Origin of the sequence: Pseudomonas sp. MM211, from assembly GCF_020386635.1 — a bacterium.
Classification (GTDB): Bacteria; Pseudomonadota; Gammaproteobacteria; order Pseudomonadales; family Pseudomonadaceae; genus Aquipseudomonas.
Window position 1 is genome coordinate 1,595,385 of the sequence record NZ_CP081942.1, and the last position, 22,009, is coordinate 1,617,393.

The window sequence follows — 22,009 nt, forward strand, 5'->3', positions numbered from 1 at the left end:
CCTCAAGCCGAACCGAAAGGGTGGGCAACGAACGTGCGGGCGTTGGCAGATAAAGAAAGGTGAGGCGGTCAACGAGGCTTGCTCCGGCGATGGGCCGGTAAGGCCACTGCAGAACGCTGCGGACATTCAGCTGACTGGTGCGCCGATGCCTAATGCTTGTAGCTGCGCAAAGGTTTGGCTGATGAACTGATTTAATGCTTCCGTGCATATAAAACCACCAAAACGAATAACCGTTTCTAACGTTTGGTTAAGGGGCCGCGGAACGCGGTCCGAACGAGCGAAGCGAGTGGCTTGAACCAGTTGTTAGAAGCGCACCCATTAACCTGGCAGGCTCATATTTTGTTTGTTTTTATGAATTCTTTGATTGGATAGCAGGAGGATGCTGAGAGAAATAAATATAAAGCAGATTGGATCAACCCATAACGAAGTGCTCTGCCAGAGTGTCATCTCAAAATTGGCCGAAATCACTTGACCATCCTCGTTCTTTACATATGAAATCATTTGTTCGTTGAATGATATTTTGTGCATTACTCTTAGCGTTATCATTGCTGATGCGCTTAAGAACACTATGACGCCAGGGATTATGTATCTGGCTGCGAATAATGATATCCCTGCGATAAAGAAAATAAGTAGCGCCGCGTCGTATCCGTAGTCTGTCAGGTACTGAGTTATCAATTGACGCCTCTAACGTTTGGTTAAGGGGCGGCGGCACGCCCTCCCAGTGAGCGTAGCGAACGATTTAAACCACTTGTTAGGCGTTCCGCTACTCATCTGATGTTCTCCAGTTCTTGAGGCAGTGCATACACTGTTTGGCACGCCACGTTCGGAGTTGACCATTGCAGAATGGGCAATAAGCGATTTTTAGTTGGCACTTAGAGTACATACGATGATCCGCGTACTCCGTGAGGATGCTTCGATCAACTCCCTCAATTTCAATGATTTTCTCCAGCGTAGTTTCTTTGCTTGAAATATTGAATTTACTCAGCAGTGAGAATGTTTCAACCGCAGGACAATATGCAGTAATTAGTTTCCCGCATCTATTACATATCCTTCTGTCGTACTCTCGCTGCATTTGGTTGCCTAACAGTGATTAGATGGAGTTCTTCATTAGTGCGTTATGGCGGAATTCCGCATAACTCCCCTGCCTCATTAACGATGCAGGCTGGATTTCCATAGAAAACAATGAGTTGACACGTGAATACGCAGTGCCCCGCGTATTCGCGCGACTTGTGTTCTGCACAGCATTTCTGCCCGGCGATGCAGGCGGCGATGTCGGGACGGAGGTACGAAGATAGGCGAGGTGCACTGCAAGTTCCTTTTGGCAATGGTTTACGCGTGCGGGCATCCACCCGCAGAGGGTTTTGACGATAAGAGGTTGCCTGACAAACGGCAAGTGCTTGCCGAGCAGTATGCTGCACGTTGCGTTGCGGGACGGTACGTGCAGGCACGCTCGCGGATTACGCCTTCGGCTAATACGCCCTACGTAGCTGTCAGTTGGCGTCCCAAGTGCAGTGCTTGGCGCCGTTGCTCGTGAACAGGTAGACAGTTACGTCGCCGCCTTGGCGGTGATGAGTCAGGCGCTTTGCTGGGAGAATTTCCCAGAGCCAGTCCAGGTCGGAGCCTGGATAGCGATCGCCGAAGGATGCCATGAATTCGGCCTTGTCGATGAAGTCTTCCCGGGAAGCGAAGCGCTCGAAGACGCAGAACCGGCCGTCGATCCGCGGCCAGACACGGTCTTGCCAGGTCGGTAGTGCCGGTGTGGCGTAGACGATGATGTCTATCTCTTCCTGCGAACCTTCCATGGCGTCATTGGTTTCGATACCCAGCGCCTTGAGTTTGCCGGAAGCCAGGCAGGTGTCGCAGATGCAGTCGATCGTCTCGCGGCCGTAGAAGCCTCCGGCCGAGAACCACAGTCCAGACGCACTGCACAACGAGCAGGGCACCGCCTCGGCGAGGCGATAGGCGAAGTTGTCAGGGTCTCGAAAGTAGGGAAAGAGCATTAGCACGGCCTCACGACGAACAGCTGATTTCCAGATGCTTGCCCCAATCCGGCGGACGCTGTGCGTAGCGTTCTTTGCCAGCTTGCTCCTCGAAAGGGCGGCTCAGCACTTCGTGCAGTTCTCGCACCGGCGCGTAGTCGCCCCCTTCTGCGGCGGCGATTGCTTCCTGGGCGAGGTAGTTGCGTAGCACGTAGAGCGGGTTGACGGCGTGCATGCGAGCCCGGCGGGCGGCCTGATCGCTGCCTTCGCGGTCGCTGCGGGCGAGGTAGTCGGCGCCCCAGGCGTCGAAGCCCTGGAGGTCGACGAAGTCGTTGCGCACTACCTGCAGTGCCTCGGCGGGAGCCTGCTCACCGAGGTGGCGGAAGAACAGGTGGTAGTCCGTGGATTTACCCGCTTGCATCAATGTCAGCAGACGCTGGATCAGTTCTTCGTCGCCGTCCTCGGCTGTGGTGAAGCCCAGGCGCTTGCGCATCAGGTCGTTGTAGTGAGCCTGGTACAGCGGCAGGAACAGGTCGAGAATTGATCGCAACGTATCGACTTCCACCAACGGCGTCAGCGCCTGGGCCAGTGCCGAGAGGTTCCAGTGGGCGATGGGCACCTGATTGCTGAAGCTGTAGCGACCAGTGTCGTCGGAGTGGTTACAGATGTGCTTGGCATCGAAGTCGTCGAGGAAGGCGTACGGGCCGAAGTCGAAGGTGATGCCGAGAATCGACATGTTGTCGGTGTTCATCACGCCGTGGCAGAAACCGTAGGCCTGCCAGCGAGCGATCAACTCGGCATTGCGCTCCTGCACGGTACGCAGCAAGGCCTCGTAGGGCTGCGGTTGTTCCAGGCACTGCGGGTAATGGTTGGTCAGCACGTGGTCGGCGAGTTGCCTGAGCTGGTCGTGCTGGCGGGTGTAATAGAAGTACTCGAAGCTGCCGAAGCGGATGTGACTCTGCGCAAGGCGCACCAGCATGGCCGCGGTTTCCTGCTTCTCGCGCCACACCGGCGTGCTCGAACCGGTGACGCACAGCGCACGCGAGCTGGGGATGCCGAGTGCATGCAGGGCTTCGCTGGCGAGGAATTCGCGGATCGAGCTGCGCAGCACGGCGCGGCCGTCGCCCATGCGCGAGTAGGGCGTCAGGCCGGCGCCCTTGAGGTGCAGATCCCAGTGCTCGCCCGCGTGGTTGAGCACTTCGCCTAGCAGCAGGCCACGGCCGTCGCCCAGGCGCGGGCTGTAGCCGCCGAACTGGTGCCCGGAGTAGACCATTGCTCGCGGCTCGGCATCGCTCCACAGCTGGTTGCCGGAGAATAGTTCGGCGAACACCTCGCGCTGCGCTTCCTGCGGGTCGAGGTCGAGCAGCGCCATGGCGCTTTCGCTGGCCACCACCAGGCGTGGCTCGGCGATGGGCTCGGGCAGCACATGGGTCGAAAAGGCGTCACCCAGTCCGGCGAAACGGTTTTCGAAGGTCAGGGTGTCGAGGGTTTTCACGGTTTGGCCTCGCCATTCTTCTCGGCGCTCGCCAACTGTTCGTCGTCGAGCTTGAGGGTGTCATGGGGCGCAGCGGCGCGGCTGAGCACGATATCCATCTTCGGTGTGCCGGAGAGGTTGATGTTGTTGCTGGCGAAGAGTTGGTCGATGCGCCGGTTGAGCTCATCGGTGGCGGCGCCACGGTCGCCCAGCTCCTTGACGTAGAACTTCAGCTCGTGGGTCAGGCCGCCCGGTGCATAGACGCTCAATTGAGCGGTCGGCGCCGGGTCGCGCATCACCCGCGAGTTCTCCTGGGCCGCTTGCAGCAGCAGGGTGCGAACCTTTTCCAGGTCGTCGCCGCGGTTGACCACGAAGGTCAGCACGATGCGCGTCACCGTGTCGGTCAGCGTCCAGTTGATCAACTGGCTGGTGACGAAGGTCTTGTTCGGCACGATCACTTCCTTGCGATCGCTGTCGATGATGTGCGTAGCGCGGATATGGATGCGTTTCACCGTGCCGGTCACACCGCCGATGGTCACTAGGTCGCCGATACGCACCGGGCGCTCGAACAGGATGATCAGGCCGGAAATGAAGTTGGCGAAGATCTCCTGCATGCCGAAGCCGATCCCCACCGACAGCGCAGCGACCAGCCATTGCAGCTTGTTCCAGCTCACCCCAAGGGTCGACAGGGTGACCACGATGCCGGTGCCGAAAATCACGTAGGACAGCAGCGTGGTGGTCGCATAGGCGCTGCCCTGGGCAAGGCGCAGACGCGACAGCACCAGCACTTCCAGCAAGCCCGGCAGGTTGCGCCCCAGCGCCATGGTGATGGCGGCGATGATCAGCGCATACAGGACGTCGAGCAGGCTGATCGGGATCAACGAGGCGGCGCTGCCAACCACGGTGCTGCTGTTGTATTCGTAGAGGGTGATGTTGTCGAGGTAGGCGAATACCGAGATCAGATCGGCCCAGACCCAGTACATCGCCGCGATGAAGGTACCCAGCAGGGTCAGGCGGATCAGTCGCATGGACTGCTGGTTGACCTGCTCGATGTCCAGGGTCGGCGCCTCGAGCTGGATTTCCGTGCCTTCGCCATCTTCCGTGGTCTGTGCCTCACGCTTGGCCGTGGCGCGCTGATAGGCCAGGCGACGAGCCGCAACGGCCAGGCCGCGGACGAACACCGCTTCCACAATCAGCCAGATGAGCAGCAGGTACAGGGTGTCGATCAGCCGGTCGCTGAGCTTCAGGGCGGTGTAGTAGTAGCCGAAGCACACCGCCAGAAACAGGCCCAGGGGCAGCATGCTGAACAGCACGCCGATGAACATGCGGAACGACGACGCATTCTCCCGGGCCGGGCCACGCAGCAGCAGTTTCTGCAGCAGCCAGATCATCAGGCCATAGCAGGTCAGTACCACGGCGATGCCGATGACGTCATCTGACAGGCTCGATGGCTGGTGCTCGGCCACGGTGACCACTGCCACCAGCGCCATGACCACCACGCCGAGCCAGCGGATCTGCCGGTGCAGGTAGGCGACGTGGGAGCGCGCCCAATGGAAGTGCAGCTCGGCCACGCCGCCTGGTGTGAAGATGCGGTACACGGTGTAGAACACCAGCCACGCCTGGGCCATGCCAAGGAACGCCGAGCCGAGGTTGACGTTGAGCCCGCGGGCGTCCATCTGCAGGGCGAAGCCGCACAGCGCCAGCAGCAGCGTGCCGGGCAGCGCCAGCAACACGTTGAGGAGGATCGCCACCGGCGTGTGCAGCTGGCTGTCGCGTTTGAAGTGGCCGATGTCCTTGTGCAGGTCGGTCAGCTTCTGGCTGAGGTAGCGGCGCTTGAAGAGCAACAGGCCCATCACCAGCAGCAACGGCAGGAACAGCAACGGGCGTTCGATCAGGCCGGCGCCGAGCTGACTGAGGTTGTCGAGCCAGGGCAGGTCGGCGATCTGCCGCTGTAGCTGGGTGGGGACGTTCTTGAACCAGTCGAGGTTGAGCGGGTTGTTGCTGGGAATCCAGAACATCTGCTCGTCGAGGGTGGCACGCAGGGCCGAGGCCGTGTCGTGCAGTTGCTTCTGGTTGAGCTGCAGGGTGATCGATTCGTTGAGCAGCGCATTGAGCTCGCGGTTGAGGCGGTCGTGCAGCGCGCGACGGGTATCGATCAGGTCGAGCAGGGCGCTGCGCAGTTCCGGGGTCACGCTTTCCGGCGGCTGGGTTGCCAGCATCTTGTCGACGTAGGCGCTTGGGCTGGTGATCTGCTCGCGCTGCTGGTTGAGCTCGAACTGATACAGACGGATATCGGCGATTTCGTCGGCCAGGCCGTTGTCCATCTTGAGTTTGGGCAGTGCCTGTCGCTGTTTGTAGAGAATCTTCGACAGCAGCAGGCTGCCCTGCAGGACGCTGATCTGCTCGTCGAGGGCCTGATCGGTCTGGTTCAGGCTATCGAGCTGCTGCTGAGTGCGCAGGTTGAGCTGAGTCAGCTCGTTGAGGCGGTCGGTGCCGCGCAGCAGATAGTCGGACAATTTGACGTTAAGCGCGCTTTCCCGCGACAGCAGGGTGTCGGAGCCGCCCATTTTCTGGGCCTCCATGGACTGCTCGGCAACGGTGCGCTCGGATTGGTCGCGGCGTTTGTCGTTGATCAGCGTTTGCAGATCCTGCAGCTCGACGTCCAGGCGCTTGATCTTCTCGTCGAGCAAGTCGCGCTGGGCAGTGCCCAGATCCTGCAGCACGCTGTTGCCGGCCATTTCCTGGCGGCGTAACTGGGTCTGCGCGCCGAGTTGGGCCAGCTCGGCCTTGAGCTGATTGTTACGCTCTGCAGTCAGCGGCTTGCCGTCTTCTCTGCCGTTCTTGAGCAGGTTGTTGATTTGCTGGGTGCGTGTCTGGTTGCTGCTGATCTCCGCCTGGGCGCGTTCCGGGCGAGTCTGCGCGGTGATGATCAGCGTATTGGCGTCGTTGATCTGCTTCTGCCAGTCGCTCGACTGAGCACTGCGCTCGCTGAGAATCTGCTCCAGTTGCACAACGCTGCTGGCGGCGTAGCGCTGGGCCACGGGCACCACGTTGGTGGCCTTGAGCTTTTCGAGTTCGCGGTGCGCGTCCTGGGTCTGGCGCGGCGCTTGCGCCAACTGCTTGTCCAGGGCAACCAGCTTTTCCTGGCTATCCTTCTGAGCGTTGAGCGACGCCAGGGTCTTTTCCAGTGTCTGGCGCACCAGCGACTGTTCCGGCTCCACCAATTTGCGCTCGGCGAGGGTATCCAGGCTGCGCTGGACGTCGGCGCTGGTCGGGTTGGCATCGGCCCAGACAGGTGACTGGGCCAGGCACAGGCCCAGCAGGGAAACGGCAAGGAAACGACGGAATGAGAGCATGGTCATGATCGCGGGGGTGGAGTCCTGCTGAGTCTACAGACTGGTGGGGAGTCCCGCGCGGCGATCTGTCAGAACGATAGACCGGGCCCCGGGCGGGCGCCTTCGGGGAATCTGACGCCGACCTTGCGGATCTTGTTCCCGTCCATCTCCGCGACCGTCCAGGTAAGGCCCTGCCACTCGACCTGATCGCCTACCACTGCGCCGCCGCCGACTTGTTGGGCAATGAAGCGGCCCAACTCTAGCGAGCTGTCCAGGCCTTCAGTAGACAGGCCATAGAGCGCCGCGATCGCGCCTAGCTGCGCATCGCCTTCGAGCACGAAATCACCGAAGAAGCGCAGATCCAGGCCACGTTGCGGCGCCTGGCTGAACAGTTTGCCGAGGGTCGGTAGGTCGTGTTCATGGCCGATCACGCAGAGCATGTCGCCGGCTTCCAGTACGGTGCTGCCCGAGGGGTGCAGCAACTGGTGATTGCGGAACAGGGCAGCGACGCGGGTGGCTTCGGGCATCTTCAGGTCACGCAGGTGCGCGCCGATGCACCACTTTTCAGCGCCCAGGCGATAGACGAACAGCTCCCACTGGCTGGTTGGATGCACCTCCAGGCCGGCGCGGGAAATCGGTGCCGGGTCCGGCGGCACCGTGACTTTCAATAGCTTGGCCACCCACGGCAGGCTGGCGCCCTGCAGCAGCAGCGAGACCAGCACGATGAAGAACGCCAGGTTGAAATACAGCTGCGCGTTGGGCAGGCCGGCCATCATCGGGAACACGGCAAGAATGATCGGCACCGCACCGCGCAGGCCGACCCAGGCGATGAACACTTTCTCGCGATTGTGGAAGGCGCGGAACGGAATCAGGCCGACCATCACCGATAGCGGGCGGGCGAAGAGAATCATCCACAGCGCCAGGCCCAGGGCGGGCAGGGCGATGGGCAGCAGATCGTGTGGGGTGACCAGCAGCCCGAGCACCAGGAACATGCCGATCTGCGCTAACCAGGCCATGCCATCGAGCATGTGCAGGATGCCGTGGCGAGAACGAATCGGCCGGTTGCCCAGCACCAGACCGCACAGGTACACGGCCAGGAAACCGCTGCCATGCAGGGCGTTGGTCAGTGCGAAGACCAGCAGCCCGCCGCTGACCACCAGTAGCGGATACAGGCCGTGAGCCAGCTCGAGGCGATTGATGATTTTCAGCAGCAGCCAGCCGCCGCCCAGGCCGAGCACCGCACCGATGCCGAACTCCTGCACGAGGTGACCGAGGAAACTCAGGTGGAATTCGCCCTGACCCTTGGCGAGCATGTCGATCAGAGTCACGGTGAGGAACACCGCCATCGGATCGTTGCTGCCGGACTCGATTTCCAGGGTCGCGCTGACCCGCTCGTTGAGGCCCTTGCCACCGAGCAGCGAGAACACCGCCGCGGCGTCCGTAGAGCCGACGATGGCGCCGATCAGTAGGCCCTGCATCAGGCTCAGGTCGAACAGCCAGGCCGCGACCATGCCGGTCAGCCCGGTGGTGATCAGCACGCCGACCGTGGCCAGCGACAACGCCGGCCACAAGGCCACCCGGAAGCTGCCGACGCGGGTGCGCACGCCGCCGTCGAGCAGGATGATGGCCAGGGCCAGGTTGCCCACCAGGTAGGCGGTCGGGTAATTGTTGAAGATGATGCCGCCACCATCGACGCCCGCCACCATGCCGACGGCCAGGATGATGACCAGAATCGGGATGCCGAGACGCGAGGACAGCGAGCTGACCATGATGCTCGCGCCCACCATCAGGGCACCGACCAGAAGCAGGCTGTTGATCGTACTGGCATCCAAGGCGGCGTGACTCCCGGGTCATGAGGCGAGCCCGATTCTAGCCTGCGTGTTGGCGCCGCTGTCAAAAATAGTTACAACTCAATGGGCTGCCGAATTATCTGCCTGAAGCCGCTGCTTGAGGCGCGGTGCACGTATCTGCCTTTCAGGAGCTGTCGCGTATCGAGGGGAGCGTTCAAGCGGCACTGCAGGAGCAGTGCCGTTCTCACCGCATCAGCGTACGGTGAGGGTAATGTCGATGCGCTTGAGCCAGTCGGCTTCGCTTTCGAAATCCGCCTGAGTCAGCGGATTGGCGGCCAGCCAGCCATCGGGAAACTGAATCGCCAGGCTGGTAGGGCCAGCTTTCAAGCGCACGGTCGGCATGTTCTGGCTGCCACGGATGTGGTGGAACAGGATGGCGAAACGCAGCAGTACACAGAGGCGCACCAGCTTCACGCCATCCTCGCCGAAGTCGGTGAGCTTGTCCTTGGGGATGTTGCGGCGGTGGCCACGCACCAGCAGGGCCAGCATCTGCTGATCCTGGCGCGAGAAACCGGACAGATCCGAGTGCTCGATCAGGTAGGCGCCATGCTTGTGGTACTGGTAGTGGGCGATATCCAGGCCGACTTCATGCACTTTGGCCGCCCAGCTGAGCAATTCGCGGTGCCAGTCGTCGGTCAGCTCCCAATCCTTCGCCACTTTGTCCAGGGCGGAAAGCGCTTTGGCTTCGACGCGCGCGGCCTGCTCCTGATCGACGTGATAACGCTCCATGAACGCCGACAGCGTGCGCTCGCGTACGTCCTCATGCTGATGACGGCCGAGCAGGTCATAAAGCACGCCTTCACGCAGGGCACCTTCGGAGTGGCTCATGCGGTTCAGTTCACAGGCATCGAAGATGGCCTCGAGAATCGCCAGCCCCGCCGGGAAGATTGGCCGGCGATCCGGCTTCAGGCCGTCCAGATCGAGGCGTTCGACGTCACCGCACTTGAACACTTTGCGCTTGAGCCAGGCCAGGCCTTCGCTGGTCACTTCGCCGTTGGTGCTCAGCCCTGCAGACTGGATCGCCAGGCCGATGGCCTTGATGGTGCCCGAGGCGCCCACCGCATCCTGCCAGCCGAGGCGGGCCAGGCCGTGCTCGATGCCCATGATTTCCAGGCGCGCAGCGGTGTATGCCTGCGCATAGCGTGCCGGGGTAATCTTGCCGTCCTTGAAGTAACGCTGTGTGTAGCTTACGCAGCCCATCTGCAGGCTTTCGCGCAGCAGCGGCTCGAAACGCTGGCCGATGATGAATTCGGTGCTGCCGCCACCGATATCGGCCACCAGGCGTTTACCGGGTGTGTCGGCAATGGTGTGGGAGACGCCGAGGTAGATCAGCCGCGCTTCCTCGCGACCGGAGATAACTTCCACCTGATGGCCCAGCAGCGCCTCGGCGCGGCGGATGAACTCGGCCCGGTTGCGGGCTTCGCGCAGCGCATTGGTGCCGACGATACGCACGGCGCCCTGGGGCAGGCTGTTGGTCAGTTGGGCAAAGCGGCGCAGGCAGTCGAGACCGCGCTGCATGGCTTCTTCGCTGAGCAGGCGCTGTTCATCGATACCCGCCGCCAACTGCACCTTGTCACCGAGCCGCTCGAGAATACGGATTTCGCCATGATCGGCCTTGGCCAGCACCATGTGGAAGCTGTTGGAGCCCAGGTCGATGGCGGCGACCAGGGGAAAGGACTCAGCATGGGTGTGCGGCATGATCAGTTTATCTCGAGGCAGAACCCCGTCATCGTGCCACGATAGGGCGCGCGCGCCAACGCATACTGCGGCTGTGGGGTGGTGGATTGTGTGGTCGGCACGTTGTGCCGCGTGGCCTGCCTGGGGTATTTCCCATCGTTATTGTTGATAGGCGACATGGCTACGCTCAATGGCGCGCGCCTTCCTGTGTCAGCCTAGCCGGGCTATGATGGCGCCACTTTATCGTTATTGCCCGCGAACACGGAGACTTCCCATGAGTGAATTCATCACCAACGTCAGCGATGCCAGCTTCGACCAGGATGTCATCCAGGCAGATGGCCCGGTACTGGTCGACTACTGGGCTGAGTGGTGCGGCCCGTGCAAGATGATTGCACCGGTTCTGGACGAAATTTCCAAGGAATACCAGGGCAAGCTGAAGATCTGCAAACTGAACATCGACGAAAATCAGGACACCCCGCCGAAGTACGGCGTGCGTGGTATCCCGACTCTGATGCTGTTCAAGAACGGCAGTGTCGAAGCTACCAAGGTCGGCGCTCTGTCCAAGTCGCAGCTGGCCGCTTTCATCGACGCCAACCTGTAAGCTGCCCCGAAAGGCCCCGTAAACAGCGGGGCTTTTTTCTGTGTAAAGGCTAGACGCATTCGTAAAGCCGATGTTACATTCGGGGCCGTTGCTTTTCCTAAGTGACCCCCTGCACGCCGCTGCCGACGCATTCCTAATCGAACATTCGACAATAAAGCGGGCGCCTGTCGCCTATCTGCGCCGCGGCCTCTCAAGCTCAATGCTTACCATCCCCTCCTTTACGATTACGTCATTCCTATATGAATCTGACTGAACTCAAGCAAAAGCCGATTACCGAACTGCTCGAATTGGCCGAACAGATGGGCATAGAAAATATGGCCCGTTCGCGCAAGCAGGACGTGATTTTCTCCCTGCTGAAAAAGCACGCGAAAAGCGGCGAGGAAATCTCTGGTGATGGCGTGCTGGAGATTCTCCAGGACGGCTTCGGCTTCCTCCGCTCTGCAGACGCTTCCTATCTCGCTGGCCCAGACGATATCTACGTCTCGCCGAGCCAGATCCGTCGCTTCAACTTGCGCACCGGTGACACCATCGTTGGCAAGATCCGCCCTCCAAAGGAAGGCGAGCGTTATTTCGCGCTGCTCAAGGTCGACACGATCAACTTTGATCGTCCCGAGAACGCGAAAAACAAGATTCTGTTCGAAAACCTGACACCGCTGTTCCCCAATAAGCGCCTGACCATGGAAGCCGGTAACGGCTCCACCGAGGACATCACCGGCCGTGTGATCGACCTCTGCGCGCCGATTGGCAAGGGCCAGCGTGGCTTGATCGTCGCACCGCCAAAAGCCGGTAAGACCATCATGCTGCAGAACATCGCAGCGAACATTGCGCGTAACAATCCCGAGTGCCACCTGATCGTTCTGCTGATCGACGAGCGTCCGGAAGAAGTGACCGAAATGCAGCGCACCGTGCGCGGCGAAGTGGTTGCGTCGACCTTCGACGAGCCGCCAACCCGCCACGTACAGGTCGCCGAGATGGTGATCGAGAAGGCCAAGCGCCTGGTCGAGCACAAGAAGGATGTGGTCATCCTGCTCGACTCCATCACCCGTCTGGCGCGTGCCTACAACACTGTGATCCCGAGCTCCGGCAAGGTGCTGACCGGTGGTGTCGACGCCCACGCTCTCGAGAAGCCGAAGCGCTTCTTCGGTGCCGCGCGTAACATCGAGGAAGGCGGTTCGCTGACCATCATCGCTACCGCGTTGGTCGAAACCGGCTCGAAGATGGACGAAGTGATCTACGAAGAATTCAAGGGTACCGGCAACATGGAGCTGCCCCTGGATCGTCGTATCGCCGAGAAGCGTGTGTTCCCGGCCATCAACATCAACCGCGCCGGTACCCGTCGCGAAGAGTTGCTGACCGCTGAAGATGAGCTGCAGCGCATGTGGATTCTGCGCAAGCTGCTGCACCCGATGGACGAGATCGCCGCCATCGAGTTCCTGATCGACAAGCTCAAGGCCACTAAGACTAACGACGAGTTCTTCATGTCCATGAAGCGCAAGTAACGTCTGGTGGTATGACAAAGCCGGGGAAACCCGGCTTTTGTCTGTCTGTAGTATCGCTATTCTTCTGCAATACCGACTTCGGCGCTAAACTTTGCGCCCCGATTCGAGAGGCTCCAGCATGCAGTATCGCGACCTGCGCGACTTTATCCGCGGCCTGGAACAGCGCGGCGAGCTCAAGCGCATTCAGGCGCCGGTGTCGCCAATCCTGGAAATGACCGAGATTTGCGACCGTACCCTGCGCAAGGGCGGCCCGGCATTGCTGTTCGAAAACCCCACTGGCCATAATGTGCCGGTGCTCGGCAACCTGTTTGGCACGCCGAAGCGCGTGGCGCTGGGCATGGGCGCGGAAGAGGTGTCGGAGCTGCGCGAAATCGGCAAACTGCTGGCATTTCTCAAGGAGCCTGAGCCGCCGAAGGGGCTCAAGGATGCCTGGAGCAAGCTGCCGATCTTCAGAAAAATCATCAGCATGGCGCCCAAGGTGCTCAAGGATGCGCCGTGCCACGAAGTGATCGAGGAGGGCGATGACGTCGACCTCGGCAAACTGCCAATCCAGCATTGCTGGCCGGGCGATGTGGCACCGCTGATCACCTGGGGTCTGACGATCACCAAGGGGCCGAACAAGGAGCGCCAGAACCTCGGCATCTACCGCCAGCAGGTCATCGGTCGCAACAAGGTGATCATGCGCTGGCTCAGCCACCGTGGTGGCGCGCTGGACTATCGCGAGTGGTGCGAGAAGCATCCAGGCAAACCTTATCCAGTCTGTGTGGCCCTGGGCGCTGACCCGGCGACCATTCTCGGCGCGGTGACGCCGGTGCCCGATAGTTTGTCCGAATATGCGTTCGCCGGCCTGTTGCGTGGCCACCGTACCGAGCTGGTCAAGGCCATCGGCAGTGATCTGCAGGTGCCGGCCAGTGCTGAAATCGTCCTCGAGGGCGTTATCCATCCGGGCGAGACCGCGCCAGAGGGGCCGTACGGCGATCACACCGGCTACTACAACGAAGTCGACACCTTCCCGGTGTTCACCATCGAGCGCATCACCCGGCGTCGCGACCCGATCTATCACTCGACCTACACCGGTCGGCCGCCGGATGAGCCGGCGATTCTCGGCGTGGCGCTGAACGAAGTGTTCGTGCCGATTCTGCAGAAGCAATTCCCCGAAATCACTGACTTCTACCTGCCGCCGGAAGGCTGTTCCTACCGCATGGCGGTGGTGACCATCAAGAAGCAGTACCCCGGTCATGCCAAGCGCGTGATGCTCGGTGTGTGGTCGTTCCTGCGACAGTTCATGTACACCAAGTTCGTTATCGTCACCGACGACGACATCAACGCCCGGGACTGGAACGACGTAATCTGGGCCATCACCACGCGCATGGATCCCAAGCGCGACACGGTGATGATTGAGAACACGCCGATCGACTACCTGGATTTCGCTTCGCCGATCTCCGGTCTGGGCTCGAAGATGGGCCTCGACGCCACCCACAAGTGGCCGGGCGAGACCAATCGCGAGTGGGGGCGGGCGATCGTCAAGGACGACGCGGTCACGCGTCGTGTGGATGAAATCTGGAGCCAGTTGGGAATCGATTGATGAAGGTCACCCTGCAACCGTCCGGTGCGGTTCTCGATGTCGACGCCGGCGAACGCATCCTCGATGCTGCCCGGCGCCTCGGCTACACCTGCCCGCAGAGCTGCCGTAATGGCAATTGTCACGTGTGTATGGCGCTGCTGGTCGAAGGGCGCGTGCGCCAAGGCGATGCCGAACTCGACCACGGCGAGCTGTACACCTGCATTGCCGAACCGTTGGAAGACTGTGTGCTGCACTGGGATGGTGTGCTGGCGCCTGGTGAACTCGCGGTACGCAGCCTGGGCTGTCAGGTGCTGGCGTGCATCGATGCCGGTGGCGACGTCTGGCGTGTGCGCTTGCGTGCACCGGCAGGCAAGCCGCCGCGCTACCACGCCGGTCAGTACCTGCTGATCGAGCGTCGGGATGGCGAGAAGTCGGCGTTTTCCATGGCGTCTGCCCCCCAGGAAGGTCGCGATCTGGAGCTGCATATCCTTGGCCGCGAAGCGAGCGCCTTGAACCTGCTGCAGCAACTGCGCGAGGACGGTGTGGCGCGGGTGCAACTGCCGTTCGGCGATGCCCATCTGGCCGAGCTGCCGAACGGCCCGCTGGTGCTGATCGCCGCCGGTACCGGCATGGCGCAGATGCATAGCCTGATCGAGGAATGTCGCTCGCGCGGCTTCGAGCATCCCGTACACCTGTACTGGGGGGCGCGGCAGCCCGAGGATTTCTACAGCTTGCCGCACTGGGATGAATGGCAGGCGCTGCCCAATCTGTTCCTGCACCAGGTGGTCAGCGACCAGTGTGGCTGGCAGGGCCGTTGCGGCCTGCTGCACGAAGCGATCCGCGAGGACTTCGACGACCTTGGCGCACTGCACGTCTACGCCAGCGGCTCCCCGAGCATGGTCTACGCCACGCTGGATGCGCTGGTCGAAGCCGGCATGGACGCCCACCAGATGCGCGCCGACGTATTCGCCTACGCGCCACGCTGACCCGCGCAACGCCGCGAAGCCTGGCGTAGAGCGCAGCGAAACCCAGGGCAGTGTTCATCGTGACATGGGTACATGCCCGACGAACGCTCCCCGCACATCGCTGCGCTCAGTGACGGGCTACGGTCAGGCGTTCACCGCCACCGATCAGAATGCCAGCGACGTCTGCAGATAGACGGTGCGCGGCTGGCCGAGGTACTTGCCGCTGTTGTTGTCGTCGAACGAGCGGGTGTAGTACTCACGACCGAACACGTTCTTGACCCCCGCCGCGACCGTCAGGTCGGACAGCTGCGGGCCGAAGTCGTACGCGCCGCGCAGCCCCCATACCATGTAGCCGGGAATCTCGCCGTTGTTGCCTGCCGCGTTTTCCGCCTTGGTATTGGCGTTGTCGGCGAACTGGCTGCTCTGGTAGCTGCCATCCACGCCCCACTGCCACGGGCCGGTTTCATAGCGAGCGCCCACCACGCCCTTGTGACGCGACGAGAAGGGCACCTGATTGCCCTTGTTGGCGCCGTTCTCGCGGATCTCGGCATCGACGAAGGTGTAGGTGGCGTACACCGACAGGCCGCTGAGTGCCGGGTTCAGTGCCTCCAGGGCGTAGTTGAGGCTGCTTTCCACGCCGCGATGGCGGGTCTCGCCCCGTGCGGTCACGTCGTTGGTCTGCTGGTTGCTCTCGTACTGGTTGTCGAAGTTGATCAGGAAGGCGCCGATTTCCGCCTGCAGCAGGCCGTCGTCATAGCGCGTGCCGAGTTCCCAGGTGCGTGCCTTCTCCGGCTCGACGTCGCCGCTGGCCAGCGCCTTGCCCATTTGGCTGTACTGCACGGCGCCGAAGGAGCCCTCGGTGTTGGCGTACAGGTTGACCCGATCATTGACCCGGTACAGCACGTTCAGCGCCGGCAGGGCGGTGTTGTAGCGCCCGGCGGCACGGGTGCCGTTGAGCTTGTTGTCCTGGCGCGAGGCGATCTTCTCGTAGCGCACGCCAGGGGTAATGGTCCAGTTGCCGATATCGACACGGTCATCGATATACACCGCGCTGGCTTCGGTTTCGCCGCGGCTGTTGCGATCACGCTGGCTGCTGGTGCTCGGTAATACACCGCTGCTGGCTGGATTGACGAAGCGCTGCTCGTGGCTCTCCTCGCTGACATAGCGGTAGCCCACGCCCACTTCGTGGTGCAGTGCGCCGGTATCGAAGGCCTGGGAGTAGCGGGTCTCGATACCGCGTACCCAGTATTCCCGAGGCGACAGGGAAAGAATGTTGCGCTGATCGAGAAAGCCACTGCGCAGGGTCTTGGTGAAGAAACTGGTCACGCTGAGTTCGCGATCGGCGTCCGGTGTGTAGGTGTAGCTGGCGCTGGCCAGGGTGCGGCGGCCCCAGAAGCTGTCGTAGGGGCGGGTGGACTGATACGGATCGGCATCGAAGGCCGCGGTACTGAGGCCGCCAGGCATGTCGGCTTCACCTTCGTAGTACTGACCCATGGCCGAGAAAGTGTGCACATCGTCGGCGCTGTATTTGCCCTTGAGGATCAGGTCGTCGATCTGCGTGTCGCTGTGCTCGCGCCAGTCGCTGCCGCGGGTACCCGAGTAGAGCAGCGCGCCGCCCAGGCCATTTTCGTTGGTGCCGCCGATCAGCAGGTTGCCGGTCTTCTTGAAGCCATCCTGGCTGCTGGAAGGGCTGACTTCGGTCTGCAAGCCGCCCTTGATGGTCGGCTGGTCAGGAATGGCGCGGGTCACGAAGTTGACGATACCGCCGACGTTCTGTGGGCCGTAACGTACCGCGCCGCCGCCGCGAACCACGTCGATGGCGTCCATGTTGCCCAGGGAGATCGGGGCCAGGGACAGCTGTGGCTGGCCATAGGGTGCGAAGGGCACCGGAATGCCATCCATCAATACCGTTGAACGCGAGGCCAGGCGCGGGTTGAGGCCGCGGATGCCGAAGTTGAGCGCGAGGTCATGGCTGCCGGTGCCATTGTTTTCCGGCGCGTTGACACCGGGAATGCGGTTGAGCACTTCCCGGGCGCTGCTGGCGCCCACCTGCTCGAAGGTTTCGCGGCGGATCACGTCGCGAGCGCCCGGGTGGTTGTACACATCGAGCGCATCGGCGCTTCCTAGCCAGTCACCCACCACGCTGGAGGCCTGCAACTGCAGGGGTTCGCCACTGGCAACGCTGCTCAGCGCCCGCAGGCGGTAACCGCCGTCGGCGTCCCGCTCGGTGCTCAGGTCACTGCCTTGCAGCAGTCTGGCGAAGCCTTCGTCGACTCCGTAGCTACCCTTCAGGCCCGCGCTGCTCTTGTCGGCGGTCAGAGCGGGATCGAAGGACAGCAGCACGCCACTCTGCGCGGCGAAGCGCGACAGTGCAGTACCCAGCGGGCCGGCGGGCACGTCATAGCTGTGGGTTGCCGTGCTGGTCGCGGGGTTCTCGGCGGCCACGGCCAGGTTGATCGGAAGTGTGCTCAGGGCGCCAAGGGTCAGGCCGATGGCGAGGGTGAGCGGGTGACGGCTGGTAAAGGACGTGAGCGAGACCATGTTGCCCTCCAATGGGTGGTGTATTGAAGGGCCAGTCGAGAATCGAAAAGGTACAGGCCGCGCAGAGGATTTTTTTCAGCGCGGCTCGATATGCACCCAGTAGCGGGTGAAGCGGCGGATGCGCACCGGCAGGTTGGCGGTCAGGGAATCGAGAGCGCGGTCACTGTCGTTCAGGGGGAATGCGCCGGATATGCGCAGGTCGGCCACCGCTGCGGCGCAAGTCACTCTGCCGCGGCGCTGGCGCTCGAAGGCACTGGCGAATTCGCTTAGCGGCATGTCATCGGCAATCAGCATGCCGTGCAGCCAGGCGAGTAGGTCATCGCTGGCAGGCATCGGCGTGTCGCTACTGGCGCGGTACAGGCGCGACACCTGTCCGCTGTCGAGCTGGCGCCGGCTGCTCGGGGCGGCGCTGGGGGTGAGCTCTACGCGGCCACTGAATACCGCGACCCGTGAATGTCCGGCTTGTTGGCTGACGGAGAAGCGCGTGCCGATGGGGCGGACGCTGCCTTCGGCGGTGATCACCCTTAGCGGACGGGGATCGCGGCCGGTTTCCAGCAGCAGTTCGCCATCGAGCAGATGCAGGATGCGTTCTGCCTGGCTGAACTCGACGCGAACGGCGCTGCTGCTGTTGAGGTTCAGCAGGCTGCCGTCGGCCAGGCGCCATTCACCCTGCTCGGCCAGGCCGGTCTGATAGTCGGCAGTCCAGCGCTGCCAGGGCTGCTCACGCAAGGCGAACCAGCCGCTGCCAGCAACGCCCATCAGCAGTGCCAGGTGCTTTATCGCGCGGCGACGGCCGATACCCGCCGGTGCATTCAGCGTGGCTCTGGCCAGATCGGCCGGCAGCCCCTTGAAGTGGCCGCCGACGCCATTGGCGCAGGCCCAGGCCCGGGCGTTCTCGGGCGACGCTTCGAGCCATAGCCGCCAGTGCTGGTGGTCCTGTTCGCTGGCATCGCCGGCATGCAGGGTGACGTACCAGTGTGCAGCCTGGTCGAGCGCGTTATCGGACAGCGGTTGATAGGGCGCTCGGGAACTCATGTTCAGAGGCCTGGCTGCATGCAGTGGCGGATGGCCTTGAACATGTACTGCTTCACCGAACTGAGCGACACGCCCAGGTGCTCGGCGATCTGCGGGTAAGTCAGGCCGTCGAGTTGCGATAGCAGAAAAGCCTGGCGCACTTTGGCGGGCAGACCATCGAGCAGAGCATCGATTTCCAGCAGGGTTTCCAGCAGCAGATAACGCGCTTCAGGGCCTGGCAGCAGGTCTTCGGGGAGGTTCGCCAGGCTCTCCAGGTACGCCCGTTCCAGCGCCTTGCGACGCAGGTGGTTGACCATCAGGCCTTTGGCGACGGTGGCCAGATAGGGCCGCGGTTCGCGGATATCGGAAAGATCGCGGCGGGCAAGAATGCGCAGGAAAGTGTCATGGGCCAGGTCGGCCGCATCGAACGCGCAGCCCAGGCGCTGCTGCAGGCGCAGGCGCAACCAGCTGTGGTGCTCGCTGTAGAGGTGATGCGCAGCAGCAGGGCCGTCGTGCAGGCTGGACAAGGTCGACATGCGCGCAATATCCGGAGAAATAAAGCGCGCTTTATATAGCAATGGTTCTTATTTGCATAGCATGATCGCTTTGTGCCGATATCCTCAGCGCACTGTGACCACCAGTTTGCCGACCGCCTTGCGCTGCGCGAGGGCATCGATGGCCGCGCCGCCATCTGCCAGCGCATAGGTCTGTGAGACCAGTGGCTTGAGCTTGCCCTCGGCATGCCAGACGAACAGCTGGCCGAAATTGGCGGCGTTGTCGGCGGGCTGACGTTGGGCGAAAGCACCCCAGAACACGCCGACCACTGCAGCGCCCTTGAGCAGCATAAGGTTCACCGGCAGTTCCGGGATACGCCCGCTGGCGAAGCCGACCACCAGCAGCCGGCCGTTCCAGGCGATGCTGCGTGCTGCCTGGTCGAACAGGTCGCCACCCACCGGGTCGTAGATCACGTCGGCACCCTGCCCATTGGTCAGGCGCTTCACTTCCTCCTTGAGGTTCTGCGTGCTGTAGTCGATCAGCTCATCGGCACCCGCCTGTTTGGCGACTTCCAGCTTGGCGACGCTGCTCGCTGCGGCGATCACTCGGGCGCCCATTGCCTTGCCGATCTCCACCGCCGCCAGGCCGACGCCGCCGGACGCGCCGAGCACCAGCAGGGTTTCACCTGGCTGCAAGGCTGCGCGCTGCTTGAGGGCGTGCATGGAGGTGCCGTAGGTCATGCCGAAGGCGGCGGCGTTGATGAAGTCCATGCTGTCGGGCATCGGCAGGACATTGTAGGCCGGCACTGCGACCTGCTCGGCGAAGCCGCCCCAGCCAGTCAGCGCCATGACCCGGGCGCCGACCTGCAGGTGGCTAACCTTGTCGCCCACCGCGCTGATCACGCCAGCCACCTCGCCACCGGGCGCAAAGGGGAAGGGCGGCTTGAACTGGTATTTACCTTCGATGATCAGCGTGTCGGGGAAATTCACGCCAGCGGCCTGAACTTCGATCAACACCTCGTTGGCCTTGGGGCGTGGGCTCTCGAGGTCTTCGAGTACCAGGGTTTCGGCGGTACCGAAGGCTTTGCACAGCAGCGCTTTCATCGCAGTCCACTCTTTAGCCGGTTGGCTCTGCAGTTTAGGTAGGCTGCTGTGCGGGTCAACGAGCATGGCTTGGTCTGATGGCTTGGTATAAGCGTTGGGATCCGCCGCAGGCGTTGCTATGCTTGCGGGCAACTCAATGGAGATCGCCCTGTGAAAACCCTCATCACGCTTCTGCTTGCCTGCGCGCTGTCGATCCCGGCTTTCGCCAATGAGGAAAAGAAGGAAGGAGAAGGCGAGGGCGCCGCGCCGCAGGTCATCTACCACAGCCTGACGCCTGCGTTGGTCGGTAACTTCGGCGCCGGCCCGAAGCTCAAGTACTACAAGGCTGACGTCGCGCTACGCGTCACCGGTGCTGAGGCCGAAGCCAAGGTCACGCACCATGAGCCACTGATCCGCAACCAACTGGTGATGCTGTTCTCCCAGCAGACCGAGGAAAGCCTGGCTACGCCCGACGCCAAGGAAAAGCTCCGTCAGGAAGCCCTCAAGCAGGTGCAGCAGGTGCTCAGCGATGAAGAAGGCCAGCCACTGGTCGAAGACCTGCTGTTCAACAACCTGATTTTGCAGGGCTGATCAACGCAGCAGTAGGATCGCCGTCCACTGTGCTTCGGTAACCGGCATCACCGACAGGCGGCTGCCTTTTTGTACCAGCGCCAACTCCTCCAGCGCGCCCTGAGCCTTCAGTTCGGCTAGTGGGATGACCCGTGGGAAGGCTTCGACGAATGCCACGTCGATGGCCGTCCAGGGGTTCTTCTCCGCGCTGGCCTTGGCATCAAAGTAGTGACTTTTCGAGTCCAGCGCCGCTGGGTCTGCGTAGGGACTGCCCGCTATGCGGGCAATGCCGGCTACCCCCGGCTGCGGGCAGCTCGAGTGATAGAACAGAAACTGATCGCCTTCCTGCATGCTGCGAATGAAGTTGCGCGCCTGATAATTGCGTACGCCATCCCAGCGCGTTTCGCCCAAGCGCTGCAGGTCGTGAATGGACAGTTCGTCGGGTTCGGATTTCATCAGCCAGTAGGGCATGAACTTTGCTCTCGGGGTATCAGGGCGGTGAGTGTGCGAAGGGATTTCGGCAAATATACCTTGTTAGTCCCGGGCGATTGATCCGGAGGGGCGGTGGTGATGAAGAGAAAACCGGATTTATTGTGGGTGTTGGTTGTGGTGTTCAGCCTGGGCGTGGTGACGACCGGGTATACGCAAAGCCAGTGGCAGCAAGACTCCATGCTGCCGGTCGGTGCTCAGTCAGGCTTCATCAAGCGTTAGTGCCAGCCGTCATCGGTAACGGTGGCATTTAGCGGTATGTCCCAACTTGCCATGGATAGGCTGTCCACTTGCTGGCAAGCGTGAGCCAGCCCAAGTAGCGTCGGTTTGTGCCAATTTTTGCGCCGTGTGCGATAGGCCAGGCTGCGGTCGTAGAAGCCACCGCCCATGCCCAGCCGGCCGCCATGCTGGTCGAAGCCAACCAGTGGCAGCAAAATCAGATCCAGTGCCCAGGTTTTGCGCTGGCGCTGATTGTTGCGCTGGGGTTCGAGGATGCCGAAGCGATTGCCTGCCAATTTCTCGTGCGCGTCGATGCGCTGAAACACCATGCTGGTGCGCGGCCAGGATTTCAGTACGGGCAGATACACCTGCTTGCCGCGGGCATGAGCCGCCGCGATGAGCAGATGCGGGTCGATTTCCCCGTCGTTAGCCAGGTACAGCGCAATATGCCGGGCGCGGCGAAACAGCGGGTGTTGGGCCAACTGACGATACAGCGCCAGGGCGGCGTTCCGCTGAGCGGCAGGGCTTAGCGCGCGGCGTTGCTGGCGCAGTTTGCGGCGCAGTTGGGTGCGAGTGAGGTTATCGCTTTCGATCATGCGCAGATGAACATACCGCGCGGAGCGATTTTTAACGTCACGGGCGACGGCCCGCAGCG

The 22,009-nt window shown here is 62.0% G+C and carries 17 protein-coding genes; 6 read left to right on the forward strand and 11 right to left on the reverse strand.

Translation table 11 applies throughout. The features are described from left to right. Positions 1–1,490: 1,490 nt before the first annotated feature. From K5Q02_RS07190 to ppx, 5 genes are all read right to left on the reverse strand, one after another. Positions 1,491–2,000: a CbrC family protein gene (locus tag K5Q02_RS07190; RefSeq protein WP_225837808.1), complete on the reverse strand. Its 510-nt coding sequence runs from the start codon at positions 1,998–2,000 to the stop codon at positions 1,491–1,493. 10 nt (positions 2,001–2,010) lie between these two features. After that, complete coding sequence (gene selO, locus K5Q02_RS07195) at positions 2,011–3,474, reverse strand: protein adenylyltransferase SelO (protein ID WP_225837810.1); 1,464 nt, start codon at positions 3,472–3,474, stop codon at positions 2,011–2,013. Next, on the reverse strand, positions 3,471–6,809 hold the full coding sequence (gene mscK / locus K5Q02_RS07200; RefSeq protein ID WP_225837812.1) for a mechanosensitive channel MscK: 3,339 nt from the start codon (positions 6,807–6,809) through the stop codon (positions 3,471–3,473). The genes selO and mscK overlap by 4 nt, the downstream gene beginning before the upstream one ends. Before the next feature lie 68 nt (positions 6,810–6,877). Next, complete coding sequence (locus K5Q02_RS07205) at positions 6,878–8,620, reverse strand: potassium/proton antiporter (protein ID WP_225837814.1); 1,743 nt, start codon at positions 8,618–8,620, stop codon at positions 6,878–6,880. Between the two features lie 210 nt (positions 8,621–8,830). Beyond that, a complete protein-coding gene (gene ppx, locus K5Q02_RS07210) occupies positions 8,831–10,336 on the reverse strand; it encodes an exopolyphosphatase (RefSeq protein ID WP_225837816.1) in 1,506 nt (501 codons plus the stop codon). A 253-nt stretch (positions 10,337–10,589) separates the two neighbouring features. On the opposite strand from ppx, the gene trxA reads away from it, so the two are divergent. From trxA to K5Q02_RS07230, 4 genes are all read left to right on the forward strand, one after another. After that, the gene (gene trxA, locus K5Q02_RS07215) at positions 10,590–10,916 is read left to right on the forward strand and encodes a thioredoxin TrxA (protein ID WP_073262724.1); all 327 of its coding nucleotides are present in this window, start codon (positions 10,590–10,592) and stop codon (positions 10,914–10,916) included. A gap of 239 nt (positions 10,917–11,155) precedes the next feature. Next, on the forward strand, positions 11,156–12,415 hold the full coding sequence (rho, locus tag K5Q02_RS07220; RefSeq protein ID WP_042552300.1) for a transcription termination factor Rho: 1,260 nt from the start codon (positions 11,156–11,158) through the stop codon (positions 12,413–12,415). A 118-nt stretch (positions 12,416–12,533) separates the two neighbouring features. Continuing rightward, positions 12,534–14,000: a 4-hydroxy-3-polyprenylbenzoate decarboxylase gene (gene ubiD, locus K5Q02_RS07225; RefSeq protein WP_225837818.1), complete on the forward strand. Its 1,467-nt coding sequence runs from the start codon at positions 12,534–12,536 to the stop codon at positions 13,998–14,000. Further along, a complete protein-coding gene (locus K5Q02_RS07230) occupies positions 14,000–14,965 on the forward strand; it encodes a CDP-6-deoxy-delta-3,4-glucoseen reductase (RefSeq protein WP_225837820.1) in 966 nt (321 codons plus the stop codon). Before ubiD ends, K5Q02_RS07230 begins: the two co-directional genes overlap by 1 nt. Before the next feature lie 144 nt (positions 14,966–15,109). Here K5Q02_RS07230 and fecA read toward each other — a convergent pair whose 3' ends face one another. From fecA to K5Q02_RS07250, 4 genes are all read right to left on the reverse strand, one after another. Further along, positions 15,110–17,485: a TonB-dependent Fe(3+) dicitrate receptor FecA gene (fecA, locus tag K5Q02_RS07235; protein WP_225837822.1), complete on the reverse strand. Its 2,376-nt coding sequence runs from the start codon at positions 17,483–17,485 to the stop codon at positions 15,110–15,112. Between the two features lie 75 nt (positions 17,486–17,560). After that, positions 17,561–18,520: a FecR domain-containing protein gene (locus K5Q02_RS07240; protein ID WP_225837824.1), complete on the reverse strand. Its 960-nt coding sequence runs from the start codon at positions 18,518–18,520 to the stop codon at positions 17,561–17,563. A 2-nt stretch (positions 18,521–18,522) separates the two neighbouring features. Then, positions 18,523–19,035, reverse strand: a complete 513-nt coding sequence (locus tag K5Q02_RS07245; protein WP_225837825.1) for a sigma-70 family RNA polymerase sigma factor — start codon at positions 19,033–19,035, stop codon at positions 18,523–18,525. An 84-nt stretch (positions 19,036–19,119) separates the two neighbouring features. After that, positions 19,120–20,097 (reverse strand): NADPH:quinone oxidoreductase family protein, encoded by a 978-nt coding sequence (locus tag K5Q02_RS07250; protein WP_225837827.1) that lies wholly within the window; start codon positions 20,095–20,097, stop codon positions 19,120–19,122. A gap of 150 nt (positions 20,098–20,247) precedes the next feature. Here K5Q02_RS07250 and K5Q02_RS07255 point away from each other — a divergent pair, with 150 nt between their 5' ends. Beyond that, positions 20,248–20,667 (forward strand): flagellar basal body-associated protein FliL, encoded by a 420-nt coding sequence (locus tag K5Q02_RS07255; RefSeq protein WP_225837829.1) that lies wholly within the window; start codon positions 20,248–20,250, stop codon positions 20,665–20,667. Here K5Q02_RS07255 and K5Q02_RS07260 read toward each other — a convergent pair whose 3' ends face one another. Further along, complete coding sequence (locus K5Q02_RS07260; protein WP_225837831.1) at positions 20,668–21,117, reverse strand: EVE domain-containing protein; 450 nt, start codon at positions 21,115–21,117, stop codon at positions 20,668–20,670. It lies immediately after the preceding gene. 99 nt (positions 21,118–21,216) lie between these two features. On the opposite strand from K5Q02_RS07260, the gene K5Q02_RS07265 reads away from it, so the two are divergent. Further along, positions 21,217–21,357, forward strand: coding sequence for a hypothetical protein (locus tag K5Q02_RS07265; protein ID WP_225837833.1), 141 nt, complete (start codon positions 21,217–21,219; stop codon positions 21,355–21,357). On the opposite strand, the gene K5Q02_RS07270 is transcribed toward K5Q02_RS07265, so the two are convergent. Next, the gene (locus tag K5Q02_RS07270; RefSeq protein WP_225837835.1) at positions 21,354–21,950 is read right to left on the reverse strand and encodes a 5-formyltetrahydrofolate cyclo-ligase; all 597 of its coding nucleotides are present in this window, start codon (positions 21,948–21,950) and stop codon (positions 21,354–21,356) included. The genes K5Q02_RS07265 and K5Q02_RS07270 overlap by 4 nt on opposite strands. Positions 21,951–22,009: the final 59 nt, after the last annotated feature.

Excerpts from the sequence above, each read along its gene's own strand:
- K5Q02_RS07190 (WP_225837808.1), bottom strand. The coding sequence starts at position 2,000 with ATGCTCTTTCCCTACTTTCGAGACCCTGACAACTTCGCCTATCGCCTC.
- mscK (WP_225837812.1), bottom strand. The coding sequence starts at position 6,809 with ATGCTCTCATTCCGTCGTTTCCTTGCCGTTTCCCTGCTGGGCCTGTGC.
- ppx (WP_225837816.1), bottom strand. The coding sequence starts at position 10,336 with ATGCCGCACACCCATGCTGAGTCCTTTCCCCTGGTCGCCGCCATCGAC.
- trxA (WP_073262724.1), top strand. The coding sequence starts at position 10,590 with ATGAGTGAATTCATCACCAACGTCAGCGATGCCAGCTTCGACCAGGAT.
- rho (WP_042552300.1), top strand. The coding sequence starts at position 11,156 with ATGAATCTGACTGAACTCAAGCAAAAGCCGATTACCGAACTGCTCGAA.
- ubiD (WP_225837818.1), top strand. The coding sequence starts at position 12,534 with ATGCAGTATCGCGACCTGCGCGACTTTATCCGCGGCCTGGAACAGCGC.
- K5Q02_RS07230 (WP_225837820.1), top strand. The coding sequence starts at position 14,000 with ATGAAGGTCACCCTGCAACCGTCCGGTGCGGTTCTCGATGTCGACGCC.
- fecA (WP_225837822.1), bottom strand. The coding sequence starts at position 17,485 with ATGGTCTCGCTCACGTCCTTTACCAGCCGTCACCCGCTCACCCTCGCC.
- K5Q02_RS07240 (WP_225837824.1), bottom strand. The coding sequence starts at position 18,520 with ATGAGTTCCCGAGCGCCCTATCAACCGCTGTCCGATAACGCGCTCGAC.
- K5Q02_RS07245 (WP_225837825.1), bottom strand. The coding sequence starts at position 19,035 with ATGTCGACCTTGTCCAGCCTGCACGACGGCCCTGCTGCTGCGCATCAC.
- K5Q02_RS07250 (WP_225837827.1), bottom strand. The coding sequence starts at position 20,097 with ATGAAAGCGCTGCTGTGCAAAGCCTTCGGTACCGCCGAAACCCTGGTA.
- K5Q02_RS07260 (WP_225837831.1), bottom strand. The coding sequence starts at position 21,117 with ATGCCCTACTGGCTGATGAAATCCGAACCCGACGAACTGTCCATTCAC.
- K5Q02_RS07265 (WP_225837833.1), top strand. The coding sequence starts at position 21,217 with ATGAAGAGAAAACCGGATTTATTGTGGGTGTTGGTTGTGGTGTTCAGC.
- K5Q02_RS07270 (WP_225837835.1), bottom strand. The coding sequence starts at position 21,950 with ATGATCGAAAGCGATAACCTCACTCGCACCCAACTGCGCCGCAAACTG.